The 22,688-nt window shown below is 70.9% G+C and carries 20 protein-coding genes; 7 read left to right on the top strand and 13 right to left on the bottom strand.

The genetic code is table 11. The annotated features are described in order from the left end of the window. Nucleotides 1-198 precede the first annotated feature (198 nt). Both AC31A1_RS20650 and AC31A1_RS20645 read left to right on the top strand, forming a co-directional pair. On the top strand, nt 199-2,253 hold the full coding sequence (locus AC31A1_RS20650; RefSeq protein ID WP_489654719.1) for a phosphocholine-specific phospholipase C: 2,055 nt from the start codon (nt 199-201) through the stop codon (nt 2,251-2,253). A gap of 52 nt (nt 2,254-2,305) precedes the next feature. Further along, nucleotides 2,306-3,151 carry an LURP-one-related family protein gene (locus tag AC31A1_RS20645; RefSeq protein WP_489654718.1) on the top strand — a complete coding sequence of 282 codons (846 nt, stop codon included), beginning with the start codon at nt 2,306-2,308 and terminating at the stop codon, nt 3,149-3,151. 6 nt (nt 3,152-3,157) lie between these two features. Here AC31A1_RS20645 and AC31A1_RS20640 read toward each other — a convergent pair whose 3' ends face one another. Beyond that, entirely contained in the window at nt 3,158-4,123 is a 966-nt protein-coding gene (locus tag AC31A1_RS20640; protein ID WP_489654717.1) for a DMT family protein, read from the bottom strand. Beyond that, complete coding sequence (locus AC31A1_RS20635; RefSeq protein ID WP_489654716.1) at nt 4,120-4,917, bottom strand: phosphatase PAP2 family protein; 798 nt, start codon at nt 4,915-4,917, stop codon at nt 4,120-4,122. Before AC31A1_RS20635 ends, AC31A1_RS20640 begins: the two co-directional genes overlap by 4 nt. Nucleotides 4,918-5,141: 224 nt before the next feature. Between AC31A1_RS20635 and AC31A1_RS20630 the strand changes: the two genes are divergently transcribed. Next, nucleotides 5,142-5,756, top strand: a complete 615-nt coding sequence (locus tag AC31A1_RS20630) for a TetR/AcrR family transcriptional regulator (RefSeq protein WP_329261715.1) — start codon at nt 5,142-5,144, stop codon at nt 5,754-5,756. A gap of 166 nt (nt 5,757-5,922) precedes the next feature. On the opposite strand, the gene AC31A1_RS20625 is transcribed toward AC31A1_RS20630, so the two are convergent. Then, a complete protein-coding gene (locus AC31A1_RS20625; RefSeq protein ID WP_489654715.1) occupies nt 5,923-6,963 on the bottom strand; it encodes a DUF2510 domain-containing protein in 1,041 nt (346 codons plus the stop codon). A 409-nt stretch (nt 6,964-7,372) separates the two neighbouring features. On the opposite strand from AC31A1_RS20625, the gene AC31A1_RS20620 reads away from it, so the two are divergent. Further along, nucleotides 7,373-10,057, top strand: a complete 2,685-nt coding sequence (locus AC31A1_RS20620) for an ATP-binding protein (protein ID WP_489654714.1) — start codon at nt 7,373-7,375, stop codon at nt 10,055-10,057. A gap of 258 nt (nt 10,058-10,315) precedes the next feature. Here AC31A1_RS20620 and pcaDC read toward each other — a convergent pair whose 3' ends face one another. From pcaDC to AC31A1_RS20585, 7 genes are read right to left on the bottom strand one after another with little or no spacing between them, the layout of a single operon-like run. Further along, the gene (gene pcaDC / locus AC31A1_RS20615; protein WP_489654713.1) at nt 10,316-11,434 is read right to left on the bottom strand and encodes a bifunctional 3-oxoadipate enol-lactonase/4-carboxymuconolactone decarboxylase PcaDC; all 1,119 of its coding nucleotides are present in this window, start codon (nt 11,432-11,434) and stop codon (nt 10,316-10,318) included. Further along, entirely contained in the window at nt 11,431-12,765 is a 1,335-nt protein-coding gene (gene pcaB / locus AC31A1_RS20610) for a 3-carboxy-cis,cis-muconate cycloisomerase (RefSeq protein WP_489654712.1), read from the bottom strand. The genes pcaDC and pcaB overlap by 4 nt, the downstream gene beginning before the upstream one ends. Then, entirely contained in the window at nt 12,762-13,367 is a 606-nt protein-coding gene (gene pcaG, locus AC31A1_RS20605; protein WP_489654711.1) for a protocatechuate 3,4-dioxygenase subunit alpha, read from the bottom strand. Before pcaG ends, pcaB begins: the two co-directional genes overlap by 4 nt. Nucleotides 13,368-13,373: 6 nt before the next feature. After that, nucleotides 13,374-14,147 (bottom strand): protocatechuate 3,4-dioxygenase subunit beta, encoded by a 774-nt coding sequence (pcaH, locus tag AC31A1_RS20600; protein WP_489654710.1) that lies wholly within the window; start codon nt 14,145-14,147, stop codon nt 13,374-13,376. Between the two features lie 38 nt (nt 14,148-14,185). After that, on the bottom strand, nt 14,186-15,388 hold the full coding sequence (locus tag AC31A1_RS20595) for a thiolase family protein (RefSeq protein WP_489654709.1): 1,203 nt from the start codon (nt 15,386-15,388) through the stop codon (nt 14,186-14,188). Then, entirely contained in the window at nt 15,385-16,029 is a 645-nt protein-coding gene (locus AC31A1_RS20590) for a CoA transferase subunit B (protein ID WP_489654708.1), read from the bottom strand. The genes AC31A1_RS20595 and AC31A1_RS20590 overlap by 4 nt, the downstream gene beginning before the upstream one ends. Then, nucleotides 16,029-16,784, bottom strand: coding sequence for a CoA transferase subunit A (locus tag AC31A1_RS20585; RefSeq protein ID WP_489654707.1), 756 nt, complete (start codon nt 16,782-16,784; stop codon nt 16,029-16,031). Before AC31A1_RS20585 ends, AC31A1_RS20590 begins: the two co-directional genes overlap by 1 nt. Before the next feature lie 222 nt (nt 16,785-17,006). On the opposite strand from AC31A1_RS20585, the gene AC31A1_RS20580 reads away from it, so the two are divergent. Further along, on the top strand, nt 17,007-17,471 hold the full coding sequence (locus AC31A1_RS20580) for a MarR family winged helix-turn-helix transcriptional regulator (RefSeq protein ID WP_489654706.1): 465 nt from the start codon (nt 17,007-17,009) through the stop codon (nt 17,469-17,471). A 14-nt stretch (nt 17,472-17,485) separates the two neighbouring features. On the opposite strand, the gene AC31A1_RS20575 is transcribed toward AC31A1_RS20580, so the two are convergent. The 3 genes from AC31A1_RS20575 to AC31A1_RS20565 form a co-directional block, all read right to left on the bottom strand. Further along, nucleotides 17,486-17,923: an ester cyclase gene (locus tag AC31A1_RS20575; protein WP_489654705.1), complete on the bottom strand. Its 438-nt coding sequence runs from the start codon at nt 17,921-17,923 to the stop codon at nt 17,486-17,488. Nucleotides 17,924-18,385: 462 nt separating this feature from the next. Continuing rightward, nucleotides 18,386-19,390, bottom strand: coding sequence for a DUF3048 domain-containing protein (locus AC31A1_RS20570; protein ID WP_489654704.1), 1,005 nt, complete (start codon nt 19,388-19,390; stop codon nt 18,386-18,388). A gap of 126 nt (nt 19,391-19,516) precedes the next feature. Further along, on the bottom strand, nt 19,517-20,596 hold the full coding sequence (locus AC31A1_RS20565; protein ID WP_489654703.1) for an ATP-dependent DNA ligase: 1,080 nt from the start codon (nt 20,594-20,596) through the stop codon (nt 19,517-19,519). Nucleotides 20,597-20,671: 75 nt separating this feature from the next. On the opposite strand from AC31A1_RS20565, the gene ligD reads away from it, so the two are divergent. After that, a complete protein-coding gene (ligD, locus tag AC31A1_RS20560) occupies nt 20,672-21,763 on the top strand; it encodes a non-homologous end-joining DNA ligase (protein WP_489654702.1) in 1,092 nt (363 codons plus the stop codon). Between the two features lie 4 nt (nt 21,764-21,767). Continuing rightward, on the top strand, nt 21,768-22,688 hold a 921-nt coding region (locus AC31A1_RS20555), incomplete at its 3' end, for an ornithine cyclodeaminase family protein (protein ID WP_489654701.1).

Raw genomic sequence — 22,688 nt, 5'->3', positions numbered from 1 at the left:
TCCCACCTCACCCCCACCGAAGCCCTCGCCGCAACGTGACGTGGTCGGCGGTGCGGAGCCGCCCCCGCACGTACGGGCGAGTTTCACATGGGCGCCACCAGACCCTTCCCTGACGTTTGTTGCTCTTGGAACACTCGCACCGCGCGCATTTCGCCATGTTCCGGCCGGCCGCGCGTCAGGATGAGAGGTGCCTCACCCATGTCCGAAGTCAATCGGCGTCGTTTTCTCCAACTCGCGGGGGCCACCACGGCCTTCACGGCACTGTCGAACAGCATCGAGCGTGCCGCCGCGCTCCCGGCGAACCACCGTTCGGGGAGCATCGAGGACGTCGAGCACATCGTCGTCCTGATGCAGGAGAACCGGTCCTTCGACCACTACTTCGGCTCGCTCAGAGGCGTCCGGGGTTTCGGCGACCCGCGTCCGGTCGTGACCCGGCAGGACGGAAAACCGGTCTGGTACCAGTCGGACGGCACGAAGGACATCCTCCCGTTCCGCCCCGAGGCCGACGACCTGGGCCTGCAGTTCATCCAGGACCTCCCGCACGGCTGGAACGACGGGCACGCCGCGTTCGACGGCGGCAAGTACGACAAGTGGGTGCCGTCCAAGGGCTCCACGACGATGGCGTACCTGACCCGCGAGGACATCCCGTTCCACTACGCGCTCGCCGACTCCTTCACCATCTGCGACGCGTACCACTGCTCGTTCATCGGCTCGACCGACCCGAACCGCTACTACATGTGGACGGGCTACACCGGCAACGACGGCGTCGGCGGCGGCCCGGTCCTCGGCAACGACGAGGCCGGCTACAGCTGGACGACGTACCCCGAGCGTCTGGAGAAGGCCGGGGTCTCCTGGAAGATCTACCAGGACGTCGGCGACGGCCTCGACGCGAACGGCAGTTGGGGCTGGATCCAGGACGCGTACCGCGGCAACTACGGCGACAACTCGCTGCTGTACTTCAAGCAGTTCCAGAACGCCCAGCCCGGCGACCCGCTCTACGACAAGGCCCGCACCGGCACCGACGCCCGCAAGGGCGAGGGTTTCTTCGACCAGCTGAAGGCCGACGTCAAGGGTGGCAAGCTGCCGAAGATCTCCTGGATCGTCGCCCCCGAGGCCTTCACCGAGCACCCCAACTGGCCCGCGAACTACGGCGCTTGGTACGTCGCCCAGGTCCTGGACGCGCTGACCTCCGACCCGGAGGTCTGGGCGAAGACGGCCCTGTTCATCACGTACGACGAGAACGACGGCTTCTTCGACCACCTGCTCCCGCCGTTCGCGCCGGGCTCGGCCGCGCAGGGCAAGTCGACCGTCGACGTCGGCCCCGACCTGTTCAAGGGCGACGCCGGCCACCCGGCCGGTCCCTACGGACTGGGCCAGCGCGTGCCGATGATCGTCGTCTCGCCCTGGAGCAAGGGCGGTTACGTCTGCTCGGAGACCTTCGACCACACCTCGGTCATCCGGTTCATGGAGACCCGCTTCGGTGTCCACGAGCCCAACATCTCGCCGTGGCGGCGCGCGATCTGCGGCGACCTGACCGGAGCCTTCGACTTCTCCCACAAGGACGTCGAGAAGGTCCCGCTGCCGGACACCGACGGCTACCAGCCGCCGGACAAGAACCGTCACCCGGACTACGTGCCGACCCCGCCCGCCAACCCGGTACTGCCCAAGCAGGAACGCGGACTGCGCCCGGCCCGGCCGCTCAAGTACGCGGCCACGGTGGACGGTTCGGCCGACACGGCGGCCGGGAAGTTCACGCTCACCTTCGCCTCCGGCGCGAAGGCCGGCGCCAACTTCCTCGTCACCTCCGCCAACCGCACGGACGGGCCCTGGAGTTACACCACCGAGGCCGGCAAGTCCGTCTCGGACGCCTGGAACTCGGCGTACTCGAACGGCTCGTACGACCTGACCGTGCACGGCCCGAACGGCTTCCTGCGCGTCTTCAAGGGCCCCGGCAAGACCGCCGGACCCGAGGTCACCGCGCGGAACCGCGGCGACGACGTCGAGCTGACCTTCACCAACAAGGGCTCCGGGACAGTGCGGTTGAAGGTCGCCAACGGCTACGGCGGCCGTTCCCAGACCTTCAAGGTGCGGGCGGGCGCCACCGTACGGCACACCGTCGACCTGGGCGCGAGCAAGCGGTGGTACGACCTGACGGTCACCTCCGACGGCGACGCGGCGTTCCTGCGGCGATTCGCCGGACATGTCGAGAACGGCCGGCCGGGGGTCAGCGACCCGGCGATCGCGACCGCTTGAGGGGCTTAGTGAGACCGGTTGTTTTCCGGGGCACTCGCGGTAGTGTGCCCCGGTGACCACGCATTCGAACACACCTGCAGGCTGGTACCCGGATCCGCACGGAGCGCCTCAGACCCTCCGGTACTGGGACGGCGTGAAGTGGACCGAGCACACCAACGCGGACCAGCAGGGCCAGGCCGCCCAGCAGCAGCCGCAGGCCGTGCCGCAGCAGCAGGCGGGGCCGGACCCGCGGGCCCAGCGCCAGGTGAAGCAGCAGGTGCAGCAGCAGGCCGGGGTCGCCGGCGGCGGCCCCGGCGGCGGCAGCCTGTTCAGCGAGCCGGTGCTCGTGGTGAACCAGAAGGCCAAGCTGATCGAGCTGACCAACGAGTACAAGGTCATGGATCAGAACGGCAATGTGATCGGCTCGGTCGACGAGGTCGGCCAGAGCACGCTGAAGAAGGCGTTGCGCTTCGTCTCCAGCCTCGACCAGTTCATGACCCACCGGCTGGAGATCCGGGACGCCTACGGGCAGCCGCAGTTGGTGCTGACCCGGCCGGCGAAGATCATGAAGTCCAAGGTGATCGTGTCCCGTCCGGACGGCTCACCGGTGGGCGAGATCGTGCAGCAGAACATGATCGGGAAGATCAACTTCGCGCTGAACGCCAACGGTCAGCAGATCGGCGCGATCAAGGCGGAGAACTGGCGGGCGTGGAACTTCGCGATCGTCGACCACGCGGACAACGAGGTCGCCCGGATCACCAAGACCTGGGAAGGCCTCGCCAAGACGATGTTCACCACCGCGGACAACTACGTCCTGCAGATCCACTACCAGCTGCCCGAGCCCCTGTTGAGCCTGGTGGTGTCGGCGGCCCTGACCGTCGACACCGCGCTCAAGCAGGACTCGCGCGGCCTCGGCTGACCCTGGTCACAGTGCGGTGAGATGCCCCGGCGTGGACTTCCGGTCCGGCTGCCGGGGCAGCAACGCCGGTTCGGCCGAAGCCGATCGGGGTTCCAGCGCCAGGACGGCGGCCACGGGGTGATCGTGGTCGTCGTACTCGTGCATCAGCGGTACGGCGGGTGTCACCCGGGTCAGCAGGACCACACCCCAAGACGCGATTCCGGCTCCCGCCAGGGCGAGGAGGATGCCTGCCGCGCCGCCCTGGAGGCGTTCGCCCAGCAGCGCGAGGCCGATCGCGGCGGCGGCCACCGGGTTCGCCAGGGTCACCACCGCGAGCGGGGCGCCGAGACCGCCCCGGTAGGCGGTCTGCGAGAGCAGCAGCCCGCCCGCCGCGAACACCGCGACCAGCAGGGCGACTCCGACCACCTGCATGCTCAGCAGCGGGCCCGAACGGTCCGTCGCCGCGACCGTCACGGTCTGCGTGAGCGCTGAGGCCACACCCGAGGCGACACCGGAAGCCGAGGCATGCCGTAGACCGGGCTTCGCACCGCGGCGGGCCAGCAGGCCGATCAGGGCGGACGTCGTGCCCGCGACCGCCAACGCCTGGGGAACGGTGAGTACTTGGTCGGGCTGCGGGCCCGACGCCGTGACCAGCAGGGCCGACAGGCCGAGCAGGGTGAGGGCGGTGCCGCGCCACTCGACAGCGGTGACCCGACGGCCGGCCACCCGGGCGCCCATCGGGACGGCGGCGACGAGGGTGAGGGCTCCCAGCGGTTGTACGACGGTCAGCGGGCCGTACTTGAGGGCCACGACGTGGAGCAGCGCGGCCGACGCGTTCAGGACGACCGTCCACCACCAGGATCCGCTGGCGAGCAGTCGGAGCATGCCCGCGTCGGAGTTGCGGGAGGCCAGCCGTTCCTGGGCCACGGCCGCGGCCGCGTAGGCCACGGCCGAGAACAGGGACAGGACGACGGCGACGAGGGTGGCGTTCATCGGCCGGCTCCGACGAGAACCGGCTGCTCTTCGGGGACGAGCTGGGGCTGGCCGCGGCCGGCCGTGGTCGCCGTGCGGTGCGGGGGATGGATCAGTGCGAGGGCGATGCCGAGCATGGCGGTGGCCACGATCGCGTCGAGCCAGTAGTGGTTCGCCGTGCCCACGATCACGATCAGCGTGACCAGCGGGTGCAGCAGCCACAGCCAGCGCCAGCGTGACCGCGTGGCGACGATCAGGCCGATCGCCACCATCAGGGCCCAGCCGAAGTGCAGCGAGGGCATCGCCGCGAACTGGTTCGAGAGGTGGTCGCTGGTCGGCGGGCCGTACACCGAGGGGCCGTAGACCTTGGCGGTGTCGACCAGGCCCGTCGCGGCCAGCATGCGCGGGGGTGCGAGGGGGAACACGAAGGGCAGCACCAGGGCGGCGGAGGTCACCGTCGCGAGGACCCGGCGGGCCCAGACGTAGTGCGCGGGGCGCCGCAGGTACAGCCAGACCAGGAAGGCCACGGTGGCCGGGAAGTGGACGGTCGCGTAGAAGGTGTTCGCGATGTGCACGAGGGTGTCGCTGTGCAGCAGCACCGACTGCACCGAGCCCTCGCCCGGGAGACGCAGGGTCCGTTCCAGGTCCCACACGTGGCGGGCGTTGTGCAGGGCCTCACCGGTGTGGCCCGTCGCCAGCTGGCGGCCGAACTTGTAGACGAGGAAGAGCCCTGCGACGAGCAGGAGCTCACGGACGAGAGGGGGCCGCGCTATCGCGCTGGTCCCCTTCTCTGCAGGCTCGGTTCGGGCATTCATCCCCCGGCCCCTTCGCTGACGGTGGTGCGTGTGGTGGTGCTGGCTGGGTTTGTGACCCTTCCGGCGGACCGAACTCATCGGTACGAGTTCGTTCCGATACGACAGTGTACCGATACGCGCGTGTACCGATACGGCGGAGTACCGGTACACTGGCGTATCGATAGCGAAACGAGACACACTGGGAGAGCGGCCCCGGGGCCGCGGACCGAGCGAGGAGACGAGCCATGACGTCGCAGGCTGAGGACGGACCGGACACGGTCGCCGCCTCGCGCCGCTCCAAGATCACGCCTGAGCGTGAGCGGGAGTTCTTCGACGCCGTGCTCGAACAGATCCGGGAATGCGGGTACGACTCCGTCAGCATGGAGGGCGTCGCCAGCAGCACGCGCTGCAGCAAGTCCACGCTCTACCGGCAGTGGGGGACCAAGCCCCAGTTCGTCGCCGCCGCGCTGCGCGCCAACCGCCGGGTGCACTTCACCGGCATCGACACGGGATCGCTCGCGGAGGACCTGCGCCAGGCCGCGCGGGCGGCGGGCGCCTGGTCGGCGAAGGACACGAAACTCGTCTCGGCACTCGGCCACGCCGTCATCCAGGACAGCGAACTCGCCCAGGCGGTACGCGAGGCACTCGTCCATCCCGAGATCGCCGCGCTGGAGGACATCCTGCGCCGCGGTGTGGAGCGCGGCGAGATCCCGGCCGACCACCCGGCCCTGCCGTACGTCCCCGCCCAGATCTTCGGCGTCCTGCGGGCCCGTCCGGTCCTGGAGGGCTGTTACGCCGACCCCGACTACCTCGTCAGATTCGTGGAGGCCGCGGTGCTGCCCGCACTCGGCCTCACCTGAGAACCAGGCCGCCGTCCATGGGATGACTGGACGGTGACCTGATCGCGCCGCACCGTGGGGACGGGGGCGGCGCGCACCCCCCGGCCGGGTGGGGTTCCTCTTGAGCGGAGAGGCGCCCCACCCGGCCGACCGGTGTCCGGGGAACTGACTTGCCTACGGCGGGAGTTCAGATCTTCTGTCCGTCGCCGCCGCTGCCCGAGGCCACCTTGATGTTCGAGGTGATCTCGTCGATCACGGACTGCTTCTGGCCCACGTCGACACCGAACCGGACCACGACGATCTGACTCGCGCTGGCCGGCGACGGGAACGCGAGCGACTCGACATACCCGTCGGCACCCTTGCTGGTGACCGCCTTCCAGCGGACCAGATAGCCCTTCTGCCCGGCCACGGTGACGGCCTTCGAGGCGAGGACCTCGTGGGAGGTGATGCTGCCGTAGGTCGTACCGCCGTAGGACTCCTTGGCGTTGGCGGCGATGTCTGCCTTCGCGACCGCCTCCGCCGTGCTGCCCTTCGTGCCCAGCACCACCGCGGGCGCGGAGTACGCCCCGCCGTCGGTGCAGTTCTGAGAGGTGTTGCCGGGGCACTTGTAGGACGTGTTCGACGTGACCGATGCGCCGACCTGGATGACCTGGCCGTACCAGTCGGACGGCACGGTGAAGCTGATGCCGTCGAGCGAGTCGGTCACGGTGCCGCCGGCCTTCACCTTCGGTTCCGCCGACTGGCTGGGAGCGGGCGTCGCACCGCCCGTACCACCGGAACCACCCGTCCCGCCGGACCCGCCGAAGGGATCGGTCTGGCCGCCGGTGCCACCGGAACCGCCCGTGCCGCCCTGCCCCTCGGTCCCGCCCTGGCCGCCGAAGCCGCCCTGCCCGTTCGGCGCCTGCTGGTTGCCGGCCTGGGTTCCGCTCCCGCTGCCGTTGTCGGACAGCGCGTACGCACCGACGCCGATGGCCGTGAGAACCGCCACGGCCACCGCCACGGCTATGCCCGTGCGCAGATTGCGGCGCGGCGCGGCCGGGGGTGCGGCGGGATACGCCGGGTACGCACCGCCGTACGGCGGCTCCGTCGGGGGACCCCATTCGGCGCCCGACCCGGCGGGCCGAGTGCGGTCCGTCCATGCCTTGCCGTCCCACCAGCGCTCGGCGGCGGGACCGTCATTCGTCTGTCCGGGATCGGGGTACCACCCGGGGGGAGTCACCTGCGTCATGCCCCTACCGTATGAGGCGTCGGTGAAAGAGGGATGAGAGGATCCGGCCGCAGTGCTTCCACCCGGGCGGCGGGCGTGATCAGCAGTACGTCTTCTTCACCGCGGCGGCGAGGCTGCTCTTGGTGACGGTGCCGCCCGTGCAGTTCTCGATGACCTTCCGGTGGGTGACCGCCCAGGGCCCAGCCACCACGGATTTGAGCGAAGTCACAGGCTTGGTGGACGATGCTCCGCAGTGTTACGGGATTGACCGGAAGTGGCTTTGTTCCGGCGTCTTCTGACTGCTCGTCATGCCTATGGAGCCAGCCGTCACCCGATGCGGCAACAGCTCCCCGGACCGGCCTCCACTTCGGCATCCGGACGGCTACGCTCAAGGGCTGTACGTCGTTCGGGCTACTGGGGAGGTATCGGGATGACGGAGGAACGGCCTCCGGAGGCCGCCTCGGCCTCCTTGTGGGAGCGTGACGAGGAAGTCGCCGGTGTGGCGGAGGCGATCGACCGCCTGCGCGCCGACGAGTCGTCCTCGGGCAGCCTGCTGATGGTCCGGGCCGAGGCCGGCTTCGGCAAGACCGCGCTGCTGGCCGAGACCCGCCGTATCGCCGAGGCACGCAAGTGCGTGGTCTGGCACACCCGCGGAGGCGAGACCCTCAAGTCCGTCCCCTTCAACGTCGTACGGCAGTTGCTGCAGCCCGCGCTCCTCTCGCTGATGCCGGAGGAGGTCCGCGAGTATCTCGGCGACTGGTACGACATCGCGGGCCCCGCCCTCGGCGTCACCGAACCCGGCGAGCGGCAGGCCGACCCGCAGGGCGTGTGCGACGGACTGGTCGCCGCCGTGCGCCGCCTCGCCAAACGCGACTGGCCGCTGGTCCTGCTGATCGACGACGCCCACTGGGCCGACCAGGAGACCCTGCGCTGGCTCGCCGCGTTCGCCGAGCGCCTCGACGACCTGTCCGTGCTGGTCGTGGTCGCCCGCAGGCCCGGCGAGGTCAGCGGGGAGAGCGCCCGCTACCTGGACGCGATCGCCGCCGCCGCGGGCCCACCGCCCACGGTCCTGGAACCCCTCACTCCCAAGGCCACCGCGGGGCTCACCCGCGCCACTCTCGGCCCGCACGCCGACGGCGCGTTCTGCCGCGAGGTGTGGGCGGTCACCGACGGCAACCCGTACGAGACCGTCGAACTCCTCGCCAAGGTGAAGGACAGCGGCCTCGCCCCCGTCGAGGACTCGGCCGCCGGACTGCGCGAGCTCAACCGCTCCGCGCGCGGCGGCGGACTGCTCGCCCGCCTGGACGACCTGGGCTTCGAGGCCACCCGGTTCGCCTGGGCCGCCGCGATCCTCGGCACCGGCATCTCCGTGGACCTGGTCGCCAAGCTCGCCACCATGAGCCGCGAGGAGGCGGTCCGCTGCGCCGAGTTGCTGCGCGCCGACCGCATCCTCACCGCGCCCGACCCCGCCGCGTCCCAGGCCGGCGCGGGCGAGCTGGAGTTCGTCCACCCGCTGATCGCCAGCGACGTCTACGACTCCATCCCGGGCGGTGTGCGCACGGCCATGCACGGCATCGCCGCCCAGGTCGTCACCGACAACGGGTTCGGCGCGGCCGCCGCCTCACGGCACCTCCTCAAGGTCCACCCGGACGACGACCAGGAACTCGTCGAGCAACTGCGCGAGGCGGCCCGCGAGCACCTCTCCATCGGCGCCCCCGACGCCGCCCGCCGCTGTCTGGAGCGCGCGCTCCTGGAGCCGCCGCACGCCGAGACCCACGCGCACGTGCTCTACGAACTGGGCTGCGCCACCCTCCTCACCGCGCCCGCCACCACCATCGGCCACCTCCAGACCGCCCTCGGCATGCCCGGCCTCGACGGCCACGCACGCGTGGACGCCGTTTTCCGGCTGTCCCAGGCACTGCTCCACAACAACCAGTTGGAGGAGGCCGTCCTCACTGTCGAGGCGGAGATCGCCCGGCACGATTCCGGCGCCGCCCGGATGCGGCTCCAGGCCGTGCAGTACATGTTGGAGGGCTTCTACCCGGGCGAGGGCATCTCCCCGGGACGCTCCGAGCGGCTCGCCGCACTCGCCGGCACCTGCACCGGCCGGGACAACTCCGAGCGGGCCCTGCTGATCCTGCGCGGCTTCGACGCCATGACCCACGGCGAGAACGCCGAGGAGGTCGCCGAGGTCTGCGACCGCGCCCTCGTCAACGGACGGCTCGCCCCCGGACTCGGCTGGACCGACACCGAGTGGGGCATCGAGATCCTCATGATGCTCGCCAGCGCGTACGCCTACACCGACCGCCTGGACCGCGCGGAGAGCCTGTACAACGAAGCCCTGCGCGCCTATGTGTCCGCGGGCTGGAGCGGCGGCCACCTCTCCCTGGCGCACGCCTACATCGGCCTCGGCCACCGCAGGCGCGGCCGCCTCCGCGACGCCGAGACCTCGCTGCGCGAATCCCTCCGCCTCGCCGAACGCGTCGGCCGCGGACTGCCCCTGTACTGGTCGGCCACCTGCAACCTGGTCGACACCCTGCTCGCCCGCGGCCATGTCGAGGAGGCCTGGGAGACCGCGGAGCAGTACGGCTTCGCACCGCCGTACCCGTCCACCATCGTGCTGCCCGACCCGCGCTGTGTGCGCGGCCGGCTTCTGCTCGCCGTCGGCCGCACGAAGGAGGGCATCAACGAACTGGAACAGGCCGCGAAGGCGGCGACCGTACGCGGCCACCACAACCCGGTCCTGGTCCCCTGGGCCGTGGACCTCGCCCGCGCGCTCGCCGTCGAGGACCCGACCCGCGCGGCCCAGCTCGCCTCCGACGCCCGCCGGCAGGCCGAGCGCTTCGGCACGGACACGGCGATCGGCGAGGCCCTCCGCTGTGCCGCTTCGCTGGAAACGGGTCAGCGGGCGGTGCGCCTCGCGGCGCAGGCCGTTGCCTATCTGGAGTCCTCGCCGTGCCAGTACGAGCATGCGGCGGCGCGGGTTGAGTACGGCATCGCGGCCCGGTCAGTGGCGGAGATCAACAGGGGCCTGACGCTGGCGCGTTCGTGCGGGGCGGATGGTCTGGTGACTCAGGCGCGGGAGGTGCTGGAGACGGGGAGGGGGTTGCGGTGAGTTGTCGTTTGGCTGCGGGCCGGTGGGGGCTGGTCGCGCAGTTCCCCGCGCCCCTTAAAAGCGCAGGCCAGCCCGTGTTTTTGGGGCGCGGTGAGCTGCGCGCCCTTTAGGAACACAGGCCAGCCCATGTCTTTAGGGCGCGAGGAGCTGCGCGCCTCTTAAGAACACAGGCCAGCCCAAGTTTTTAGGGGCGCGGGGAACTGCGCGACCAGCCACGACGCAGCCACAGACGACGTACAAGCAGGCAGCCCCGCCCCCTTAGTCGTCCTCTTCGTCCAACACCCGCTGCGCCACAGCGAACGCCGAGTTCGCCGCAGGCACCCCGCAATACACCGCACTCTGCAACAACACGGCCCCGATCTCCTCCGCCGTGAGCCCATTACGCCGAGCCGCCCGAACATGCATGGCCAGTTCGTCGTAATGACCATGTGCGATCAACGCGGTGAGTGTGATCATGCTGCGCTCGCGCCGCGACAACGTGGGATCGGTCCAGATCTCCCCCCACGCGTACCGTGAGATGAAGTCCTGGAACCGCGCGGTGAACGGCGTCTGCCGAGCCTGCGCCCGGTCCACGTGGGCGTCGCCGAGCACCTCACGCCGTACCTCCATCCCGCGCCTCACGCCCCCGCCGAGGTGCGCGCGCAGCGCCGTGAGGACCGCCTCCGGGCACTGCGCGGGGGCCAGATGGGAAGCGCCCGGGATCTCCACGAGGGCCGAGCCCGCCACCGCGTCCGCGATCTCCCGCAGATGCGCCGGCGGGGTCGCCGGGTCCTCGCGACCGGCGATCACCAGCGTCCGCGCGCCGATCTCGGGAAGCCGCTCGCGCAGGTCGTAGGAGGCCAGCGCGTCACAGCACGCCGCGTACGCGGCCGGGTCGGCGGCGCCCTGGTCGGCCACCAGCTCCGGGACGGTGAACCCGGGCGTGAACCAACGGGAGTCGGCGCTCTCCACCAGCCAGCCCACCCCCTCGCTCCGTACCCGCGCGGCCCGTTCCTCCCACGGCTTCGCCCCGTTGAAGTGGGCCGAGGAGCAGATGACGGCGAGCGACGCGATCCGCTCGGGGTGGTGCACGGCCAGGTGCAGACCGACCGCACCGCCCAACGACACACCCGCGTAGGCGAATTGCTCGATCCCGAGGGAGTCGGCGAGCGCGAGCACCAGATCGGCGAGGTCTCCTACGGTCGCCCCGGGACCGATCAACCCGGGCGCCGAGCCACCATGCCCGGGCAGGTCCCACCGGATCACCCGGTGGGTGACGGACAGTTCGGGAGCGACCTTGTCCCACAGGGCGTACGACGTGCCCAGCGAGGGCCCGAGCAGCAGCGGGGGAGCGGAATCGGGGCCCTCGGCACGGAAGTTGAGGAGTTTCTCGGTCAACGTCGCTCCAACGCACGGTCGGTGAGGGCTCCGGCGGAACCCGTGTAACGGGCGGGGTCGGTCGGCGCGGAGAGGTCGAGGTCCTTCAACTCCGGCTCCTCGGCGAGCAGTTCGGCCAGCGGACGGCCCTCGGAGTACGCCCGCCGGGCTACCTCCGTGAGCAATTCCTTGGCCCGGGCCCGCCCGAGCAGCGGCGCCAGCTCGGCCGACAGCCGCTCGGAGACGATCAACCCGTGGGTGAGATCCAGGTGTTCACGCATCACGTCCGGGTGCACCCGCAGCCCCTCGGTCAGCTCGGCGGCATCACGCGCCGCCCCGCCGATCAGCCGCAGCAGCTCCCGCAACGGCTCCCACTCGGCGTGCCAGGCCCCGGCCGGCCGCTCGTCCTCGGCGACCAGCGAGCCGTAGAGGGTGGCCGCGAGCTGCGGTGCCCGGCGCGCGGCGGCGGCGATCAGCGTGGACCGTACGGGATTCGCCTTGTGCGGCATGGCCGACGAACCGCCGCCGCTGCCCTCGGAGACCTCGGCGATCTCCGTACGGCACAGGACGAGGACATCGGCGGCGAGCTTGCCCAGCGCGCCCGCCGTGAAGGCCAGGCATCCGGCGAGATCGGCGACCGGCGTCCGGAGTGTGTGCCAGGGCAACAGCGGTGCCGCCAGGCCGAGTTCACGGGCGTACGCGTCCGGCAGTGCGAGCGCGTCCTCGGCGCCGTACGCCGTGAAGGCGGCCAACGTGCCTGCCGCGCCCCCGAGTTGGACCGGCAGCCCGTCCCGAACCGTACGCACCCTGTCCCGCGCGTCGAGCACCAGCGACCGCCACCCGGCGGCCTTCAGCCCGAAGGTCGTCGGTACGGCGTGCTGGGTGAGGGTCCGGCCCGGCATCGCGGTGTCGCGGTGGGCGGCGGCAAGCCCCGACAGCGCGCGCTCCGTGCGGGCCAGGTCGGTCAGGACCAGGTCCAGGGTGCGGGCGGCGACCAGCATCGTCGCCGTGTCCATGATGTCCTGGCTGGTCGCGCCCCGGTGGACGTACGGGCCGTACTCCTCGCCGACCGCCTTCGTCAGATCGGCGACCAGCGGGATCACCGGGTTCCCGCCGCCTCGGGCCCGTTCCGCGACGGACCACACGTTGGAGCGGTCCACATCGGCCGCGGCCGTCACCGCTGTCGCCGCCTCGGCGGGGGCGAGCCCGAGCGCGGCCTGGGCGCGGGTGAGCGCGGACTCCGCGTCGAGCAGGGCCCGTAGATACGCGGTGTCGCTCGTCGCGGACGCGGCGGGAGAGCCGGCCCACCCGGGGGCGAGCAGGCCGGTGTCCGACGGGTCGGGAGCTGTCACTGGAACTCCAGGAAGACCGTTTCGCCTTCGCCCTGAAGGCGGATGTCGAAACGGTATGTGCCCCTGCCGTCGTCCTGCGCGATCAGCGTGTCGCGCCGCGCCGGGTCCAGCCCGGACAGCAGCGGGTCCGCGGCGAGGGCGGGGTCGTCGCCCGGGAGGTAGATCCGGGTGAAGAGGTGCACCAGCAGTCCGCGCGCGAAGACGCACGCGCTGAGGTACGGGGCGTTCCGGCCGCGCGCGCCCGGTCGTAGCGTCCGTGCGTACCAGTGACCGTTGGCGTCGGTCTGGATGCGGCCCCAGCCGGTGAACTCCACTCCGTTGCGGCCGAGATAGCCGCCGCCGGCCGGGTCGCGCCGGATCGAGCCGTCGGTCGTGGAGACGTTGCCCTCGGGGTCGGGCCCCCACAGCTCGACGAAGGCGTCCGGCAGCGGATTGCCCTCGCCGTCGTAGACGTACCCCTGGACGGTGATCGTGTCCGGGTGCCCGACGGGCGCGATGTCACCGCCGCCGGGGAACGGCAGCGCGTAGCCGTAGAAGGGGCCGACCGTGTGCGACGGGGTCGGCAGCACGGACTCCGGGCGGCTCGTGTCGATCTTCGTCATGGCGGGTCAGCGTCCTTCTTCGATCCAGGTGGCGTGCGGGCCGTCGAGCACGATGTCCCAGTGGTAGCCCATCGAGAACTCGGGCACCGACAGGCCGTGGTCGTAGGTCGCGACGAGGCGCTGCCGGGCCGCGTCGTCGGTCACCGACTGGATGATCGGGTCGTACGGGAACAGCGGGTCGCTCGGGAAGTACATCTGCGTCACGAGCCGCTGGGTGAACGCCGTGCCGAACATCGAGAAGTGGATGTGTGCCGGGCGCCAGGCGTTGACGTGGTTGCGCCAGGGGTAAGGGCCCGGCTGGACCGTCGTGAAGCGGTAGTTGCCCTCGTCGTCGGTCAACGTGCGCCCGAAACCGGTGAAGTTGGGGTCCAGCGGGGCGTCGTGCTGCTCGCGCTGGTGGGCGTAGCGGCCGGCCGAGTTCGCCTGCCAGATCTCGACCAGCTGGCCGCGGATCGGCCGCCCGGACCGGTCCAACAACCGCCCGGAGACGGTGATCCGCTCACCGATCGGCTCCCCGGTGTGCTGCCGGGTCAGGTCGTTGTCGATCTCCGTGATGTCCCGCTCGCCGAAGGCGGGGGAGGCCAGCTCCACCAGCTCCGGGTCCTTCGAGACGTCGATGGTGACCGGCGGCTGTTTCGGGTGGCGGAGCAGCGAGGAACGGTACGGGGCGTAGTCGCGGCGCGGGTGGTGCTCGACCGGCGCGCCGTCGGCGACCCGCTTCTCGTACGTCGCGTGCTCGGCCGCTATTTCGAGGTCGATGTCGTGCTGGGTGAGAGCCATGGGGGTTCCTGCCGTTCGAGTTCCTACCGTTCGGGTTCCTAGCGTTCGAGGACTAGGGCCAGGCCCTGACCCACGCCGATGCAGAGGGTGGCGACGCCAACTCCCCTGCCCTTGCGGGCGAGTTGGTGGGCGACGGTGCCGGCGAGCCGGGCACCGGAGGCGCCGAGGGGGTGGCCGAGCGCGATGGCACCGCCCTGGGGATTGAGGATCGCCGGGTCGAACTCCGGCCACTCGGCGACACATCCGAGCACCTGCGCGGCGAAGGCCTCGTTGAGCTCCAGGACTGACAGGTCGTCAAATCCCTTGCCCGCCTTGGTGAGTGCGCGGCTGACGGCTTCCACGGGGGCGAGTCCGAAGTACTGCGGGTCGATCGCCGAGACACCGGTGGCGGACACACGGGCGAGGGGCTGACGGCCGGTCGCCTTGAGCCCTTCCTCGTCCACCAACAACAGTGCCGCGGCACCGTCGTTGAGCGGCGACGCGTTGCCCGCGGTCACCGTCCCGTTCTCCGTGCGGAAGGACGGCTTGAGCTTGGCCATCGCCGCGAGGGAGGCGTCCGCCCGTACGGACTCGTCGGCGCCGAAGACGACCGGACCGCCCTTGCGCTGCGGGATCGGCACGGGTGCGATCTCGCCGTCGAAGAGCCCTGCGGCCTGCGCCTCGGCCGCCTTCCGGTGACTCGCGAGCGCGAACTCGTCCTGCTGCTCGCGGCCGATCTTGTGCTTGTCGGCGATCAGCTCCGCGCTCTCGCCGAGCGGGATGGTCCACTCCGGGTTCATGGCCGGGTTGACCATGCGCCAGCCGAGCGTGGTCGAGTACAACTCGGTGTGCCCGGCGGGGAACGGCCGCTCCGACTTCGGCAGCACGTACGGCGCCCGGGTCATCGACTCCACCCCGCCCGCTACGGCGATGGAGGCGTCCCCGACCGCGATCGCGCGGGCCGCCTGGATGACCGCTTCGAGGCCGGACGCGCAGAGCCGGTTGACCGTCACGCCCGGTACGGAGGTGGGCAGGCCCGCGAGGAGGCCGGCCATGCGGGCGACGTTGCGGTTCTCCTCGCCTGCGCCGTTGGCGTTGCCGAAGTAGACGTCCTCGATGCGGGACGGGTCCAAGTCGGGGGTGCGGGCGAGGAGTTCGCGGAGGGCGTGGGCGGCGAGGTCGTCGGGGCGGACGGAGGCGAGCCCTCCGCTGTACCTGCCGATGGGGGTGCGGACGGCGTCGACGATGTAAACCGGGTTCACAGCAGGCCTTCCTTGACGGTGAGTTTCGCGTCGGTCTTGGCGACGATCTCCTCGACACTCACACCGGGCGCGGTCTCGATCAACACGAGACCTTCGGGTGACACGTCGATCACGCCGAGATCGGTGATGACTCGGTTCACACACGCTTTGCCTGTGAGCGGCAGCGCGCACTCCGCGAGGATCTTCGGGGAGCCGTCCTTGGCCACATGGGTCATGACGACGATGACCGTGCGAGCGCCGTGCACGAGGTCCATCGCCCCGCCGATCCCGGTGATCATCTTGCCGGGGATCGCCCAGTTCGCCAGGTCACCGCCGACCGACACCTGCATCGCGCCCAGCACGGCGACGTCGATGTGCCCGCCCCGGATCATCCCGAAGGAAAGAGCCGAGTCGAAGAAGGAGGCGCCCGGCAGGACCGTCACGGTCTCCTTGCCGGCGTTGATCAGATCCGGGTCGACCTGGTCCTCGGTGGGGTACGGGCCGGTGCCCAGGATGCCGTTCTCCGACTCCAGGATCACCTCGACGCCCGGCGGGAGGTAGTTGGGGATCAGTGTCGGCAGTCCGATGCCGAGATTGACGTACTGCCCGTCCTGGAGTTCGCGTGCCGTGCGGGCCGCCATCTCCTCGCGTGTCCAGGCCATCAGCTGCTCACCGTCCGCTGCTCGATCCGCTTGTCGGCGGCCTGCTCGGGGGTGAGGGCCACCACCCGCTGCACGAAGATCCCGGGCAGGTGCACCGCGTCCGGGTCGATGGCGCCGGGCTCGACCAGCTCCTCCACCTCGGCGATCGTCACCTTGCCCGCCATCGCCGCGAGGGGGTTGAAGTTCCGGGTGGACTTGTTGAAGACGAGGTTGCCGTGCCGGTCGCCCTTCGCGGCGCGGACCAGGGCGAAGTCGGTGCGGATGCCGCGTTCCAGGACGTACTCGGTGCCGTCGAACTCCCGCACCTCCTTCGGCGGCGAGGCGAGCGTGACGCCGCCGGAGCCGTCGTAGCGCCAGGGCAGTCCGCCCTCGGCGACCTGGGTGCCGACACCGGCGGGGGTGTAGAAGGCGGGGATGCCCGCACCGCCCGCGCGCAGTCGCTCCGCGAGGGTGCCCTGGGGGATCATCTCGACCTCCAGTTCGCCGGCGAGGTACTGGCGGGCGAACTCCTTGTTGGCGCCGATGTAGGAGCCGGTCACCCGCGCGATCCGGCCTGCGGAGAGGAGGACGGCGAGGCCGGACTCCATCGCCCCGCAGTTGTTGGAGACCACGCCGAGGCCGGTCGTGCCGCGCTCGTACAGGGCCTGGATCAGCACGTTCGGCACACCGCTCAGCCCGAAGCCGCCGACGGAGAGCGTTGCTCCGTCCGGCACATCGGCCACGGCCTCGTCGGCTGTGGCGACCACCTTGTCCATCCGTGAGGCTCCGTCCCGTTCGAGCGCCCGGTCAGCAGGTAATCAGGGCACTGAGCATTTCGGTGAAGTTTCCTTCACGCTGTCACTGCGAGAGCCCGCCGTCAAGACCTGGGAGAAGCCCGAGGTCAAGTGCAGGGGCATGGCGGTGCACAAGACTGGACTCACCCTGAGGGCCTCCAGGTATCGTTCAGTGCACGGATGAATATGACGTCGGGAGGGCACATGGCCGCGGTGGACCTCACCACCCACCCCGGGCACCTCGCCCGGCGACTCCAGCAGGCGCACTATCTGCTGTGGAACACCATGGTCTCCGAGGAGATCACCTCCCCGCAGTTCGCGGTGCTCAACGCGCTCGCCGACGAGCCCGGGCTCGACCAGCGCACGGTGGGGGAGCGGGTGGGCCTGGACCGGTCGACCATCGCGGAGGTGATCAGCCGGCTGAGCCGGCGCGGGCTGCTCGACAAGGTGCGCGACTCGCAGGACGGCCGTCGTTTCCTGCTGTGCCTCACCGCCGACGGCACGCGGGTGCACCGCAAGCTGGTCGTGCGTACGGCCCGGATGAACCAGGTCTTCCTGGCTCCGCTCTCCGCCGAGGAACAGACCGTCTTCTTCGACCTCATCCAACGGGTCTCGGACGCGGCGGAGGGGCTCCGCAATCCCGGGGAGCCCCTCGCCGCGCAGCGTTAGGCGTCGCCCGGCGCTCAGCGCGGTGGAGGCTGCGGAGGTTTCAGCGCGCCGAGTTGCAGCAGCATCGCCAAGTCGTCGCGTACCGCCCAGCGTTCGGCGATCCGTCCCGCGACCAGACGGTAGGCGAAGGCGGCGTCTCTCCGGTACGTTCCGCTCGGCACGTCGAAGCCCCGGAACATTCCTCCGGGCCACTGGTGCTCCCGCACGCCGAACTGGACGACCAGGTCGCCCTCCGCGACGAGGTGCGACTCCACCCAGCGGGCCGGATGCAGGTCACGGCGGGCCCGCAGCAGGAACTGCCGTGTGCCCTCGATCCCCGTCGGCATGCCGGGTGCCAACGCGTGGTTGACCATGTCGGGCGTGCACAGGGCATCCAGCCGACCGAGATCGCCGACACCGTTGCCGAGCTCGTCCAGCTCGCGAACGACCGCCTTGTTGTACTCCGTATCCACCTGACGAGTGTGCGGCACGCCGGTGAACGGGGCCCAGGGAACGGAGGCTGTCCCTCTTCGCGCGTGGTGAGGACCCGCAGTGCGTGCTGCGCCTGCTCGTTCCCCAGGTCGGCTCCCCCGCGGAACCAGGGAAGGGCCTCCTGGTGCGGCAGCCCCAGATTCACCGCGGCGCCGCTGAACCCCGCGTCGAGGTGTCCCTGCTTCGCCGCCCGCTCGAAGTGCCGCTCGGCGAGGGCGAGTTTAGACGAGCGCGAGGTTGTACTGGGCGTTCACACTGCCCGACTCGGCCGCACGGAGGTACGCGTCGCCGGCCGTCCCTGTTCGGCGAGAGCGCCCCCCTCCGGAACCACTTCCGGCCACTGAACCAACCACGTCCGCTCATGCCGTCCCCCGCCCCGGTCCCACGGATCAAGGACGACAGAGTGGCGCAAGCGTACGAACCCGCGAAAGAGCACAAGGCGGTCAGGCCTTCGCGAACACCACCCAGACCTGGCCCTTCGCGAAGTTCACCGGTGTGCCGTCCGCGGTCGTGAACTCCGTTCCGTCCGTGGCCTTCTGCCGCTTCCAGTCGACGCTGAAGGTACGGCCGTCACGGAGGACGTCCGCCTTCCCGGAGCCGACGGTCTCCGTGTACGGCGTGTTGTTGCCGAGGATGTCGTGGTACTTGGACTTGCGGATCTTCACGTACTGCACGACGACCGTCGCCGGAGCCAGCCGCTTGCCGCCGGTCAACACCGTGGGCGTGCCGTCCTCGCTGACCTGCCAGCGGTGCTCGCTCCCGGACCAGGTGAAGGTGAAGCGGGCCGCCGGGTAGCGCACGGTGCGGGAGGCCGTGGGCTTGCCGCCCGTAGGGGCCGCGCCGTAGTGGAAGCCGGTGGTCAGGGCCGCCGCGCCCGGGGCGGAGGAGAGCAGCTTGTTCGGGCGGAGGTAGAGGTTGTGCGGGGCGGACCTGTCGACGCCCCGGTAGTAGGCACCGGACACCTCGTCGGGCGACGCCGATCTCAGCGGGGCCTTGGCGATCAGCGGCAGGAGTTTGTGCTGCGCTCCGGAGAAGGCGAGTGTCGGGTCGTCGAACTGGCGCAGCAGTTCCAGGTCGGAGATGCGGGCGCTGCGCACCGGGCCGACGGACTTGGGCAGCTTGGTGGCGAACACCGCCATCAGCCGGCTCAGCCCGCCCTCGACCTGCTCCGCGTACACGATGTCCGCCGAGTCCAGACCGGTCTGGGGGCGGGCGGCGGGCACATTGTCGATCTTCACCGCGAGCAGTGGACCGGCGGCGGGTGCGACCGTGCCGCCGGCGCTCGGGCTCTGGGCCGGGGTCTGCGTAGGGGGCAGGCTCTGTCCGCGCCCGTCGTCGGGGGAGCTGCCGTGATGTGCCGTGCAGCCCACCGCCAGGGAGGCCATCATCGTGGCGGCCAGCAGCGCCGCTCTTGTCGCGCCGCGCCGCCGAGGCGGCCTTTGTCCCATGCCCACCGTTGCCACCAGTCTTTGTTTTTGATTGTGCGCTTATAAGTTCATTGGTGGCCATACCCGTTCGGTTGTGATTGTGCGCGCCGATTGCGCCGATCGGCCCACTGCGAGATGTGGAAGGGGTCAGTCCGGCGGATCCTGCGGGCCGAGGATCTCCGCGAGGTCGTAGCGGACCGGCTCCTCCAGCTGTGCGTACGTGCAGCTCTCGGGCGTGCGGTCGGGACGCCAGCGGCGGAAACGCGCCGTGTGCCGGAAGCGCGCGCCGTTCTCCATGTGGTCGTACGCCACCTCGGCCACCCGCTCCGGTCTGAGCGGCACCCAGGAGAGGTCCTTCTTGCCGGACCAGCGGCTCGGGGCGCCCGGCAGCCGGGCCGACTCGTGCGCGGCCTCCTCCGCCCAGGCCGCCCAGGGATGCCCGGTCGGGTCGTCCATGCGCAGCGGCGCGAGTTCCTCGATGAGCTCGGCGCGCCGCTTCATGGTGAAGGCTGCGGACACCCCCACATGTTGCAGGGCGCCCTGATCGTCGTAGAGGCCGAGAAGGAGCGAGCCCACGACGGGGCCGCTCTTGTGAAGGCGGTAGCCCGCGACGACGGCGTCCGCGGTCCGCTCGTGCTTGATCTTGAACATCGCGCGCTCGTCCTGGCGGTAGCGCAGGTCCAGCGGCTTGGCCACGACACCGTCGAGCCCGGCGCCCTCGTACTGCTCGAACCACCGCTGCGCCACCTCGACGTCGGTGGTCGAGGGCGCCAGATGCACGGGTGCGGTCGCGCCGGACAGCGCCCGTTCGAGGAGCGCCCGACGATCGCCGAGCGGGACGTCGAGCAGCGACTCGTCGGCCAGGGCCAGCAGGTCGAAGGCGACGAACGAGGCCGGGGTCCGCTCGGCCAGCGTCCGCACCCGCGACTCGGCCGGGTGGATGCGCTCGGTCAGCGCGTCGAAGTCGAGCCGCCCGTCCCGGGCGATCACGATCTCGCCGTCCAGCACACACCGCTCCGGGACGCGCTCCGTCAGCGCCTCGACCAGTTCGGGAAAGTACCTGGTCAAAGGCTTTCCGGTACGGCTGCCCAGCTCGACCTCTCCGCCGTCACGGAAGACGATCGCCCGGAAGCCGTCCCACTTCGCCTCGTAGTGCATGCCCGGCGGAATCCTCGCCACCGACTTGGCGAGCATGGGCTTCACGGGCGGCATCACCGGCAGATCCATGCTCCCGATTCTGCGCTCGTCCGTCGCTTGCCGCCCGGTGTGCGAGGTCCGCGCGCCGGGCCTACGGTGGCTCGCATGGGCGAAGCGGTGGAACTGGAGGCGGGCGGCCGGACCGTACGGCTGTCCAGTCCAGGCAAGATCTTCTTCCCGGAGCGCGGCTTCACCAAGCTGGACCTCGCCCGGTACTACATCGCGGTCGGCCCCGGAATCCTCCGGGCGCTGCGCGACCGACCCACCACCCTGGAGCGCTATCCGGACGGGGTCGAGGGCGAGAACTTCTTCCAGAAGCGGGCGCCCAGGAACATGCCCGACTGGATCCCGACCGCCCACATCACCTTCCCCAGCGGACGCAGCGCCGATGAGATGTGCCCCACCGAACAGGCCGCCGTCCTGTGGGCCGCCCAGTACGGCACGCTCACCTTCCACCCCTGGCCGGTCCGCCGCGACGACGTCGACAGTCCCGACGAACTCCGCATCGACCTCGACCCGCAGCCCGGCACCGACTACGACGACGCGGTCCGCGCCGCCCACGAACTCCGCGCCGTACTCGACGAGTTCGGCGGCCTGAAGGGCTTCCCCAAGACCTCCGGCGGCCGCGGCCTGCACGTCTTCGTACCGATCGAACCGCGCTGGACCTTCACCCAGGTCCGCCGCGCGGCCATCGCGGTCGGCCGCGAGCTGGCCCGCCGGATGCCGGACCAGGTGACGGTCAAGTGGTGGAAGGAGGAGCGCGGCGAGCGCATCTTCGTCGACTACAACCAGACCGCCCGTGACCGCACCATCGCCTCCGCCTATTCCGTACGACCCCGCCCGCACGCCCCCGTCTCGGCTCCCCTGCGCTGGGACGAGGTCAACGCCGCGCACCCCCGGGACTTCGACCTCGCGACCATGCCGGCCCGGTTCGCCGAACTCGGCGACGTGCACGCCGACATGGACGACCACCGCTACTCCCTGGACGCCCTCCTCGAACTCGCCCGCCGCGACGAACACGACCACGGGCTGGGTGATCTGCCGTATCCGCCGGAGTACCCGAAGATGCCGGGGGAGCCGAAGAGGGTGCAGCCGAGCCGGGCGAAGAAGGCCGCCACGGCCGCGGATTCCGCCGCCGACTCCGCGACCGGCTCCTCCGCCGACTCCGCCCCCGACCCCGCTTCTGACGGATCATGAACGCATGACTCGCCTGCTGACCCGGAGCGACCTGGGCGCCCTGTTGGACCCCTCGGCCTGCCTCGCCGCGCTGCGGGCCGGCTTCCTCGCCGTGGGGGCTCCGGTGGCGATCCCGGGCCAACGGGTGCGCACCGACCTGCCGTTCCCCGGTACGGCTACCGCGCTGATGCCCGGACTGCTGCCCGGCATCGGGGCCTACACCGTGAAGGTCAACGCCAAGTTCCCTGACGCACGGCCCGCGTTGAGGGGCGTGCTGTGCCTGCACAGCGGCGTGGACGGCGAGTTGCTCGCCCTGCTGGACTCGGCCACGGTGACCGCGTGGCGTACGGGGCTGGCGGCCGCCCTGGGCACGGATGCCCTCGCGGGCTCGGCGGAGGATGCGGTGATCGGGGTCATCGGTGCGGGCGTGCAGGCCGAGTTGATGGTGCGGGGCCTGGGCGCGCTCCGGCCGCACGGCGAACTCCTCGTCCACGACACGGACTTGGACCGGGCGACCGAGTTCGCCGCCCAATACGCCGGCCGGGTACTGGGCTCGCCGAAGGAGATCGCCGCGGCCGCCGACGTCGTCCTGCTGGCGACCTGGTCCCGCACGCCGCTGCTGTCCCTCGCGGACACCCGGGAGGGACAGCACCTCACCAGCCTGGGCGCCGACGAGCCGGGCAAGCGGGAACTCGCCGCCGACCTGCTGGACGCGGCGCTGGTCGTGGTCGACGACCGCCAACTGGTCGAGTCCGTGGGCGCGTTGACCCCGACGGACATCGACACGACGCTCGGCGACGTGCTGCGCGGCGACCATCCGGGACGGACCGATGCCCGTGCGCGTTCGGTCTACGCCCCGGTCGGGCTGCCATGGCAGGACCTGGCGCTGGCGTGGCTGGCGTACGAGCGGGCGGAGCGGGACGGGGTAGGGCGGCGGGTGGATCTG

The sequence above is a fragment of the Streptomyces sp. P5F9 genome, assembly GCF_057961495.1.
This window is presented reverse-complemented; position numbering and strand designations above follow the sequence as displayed.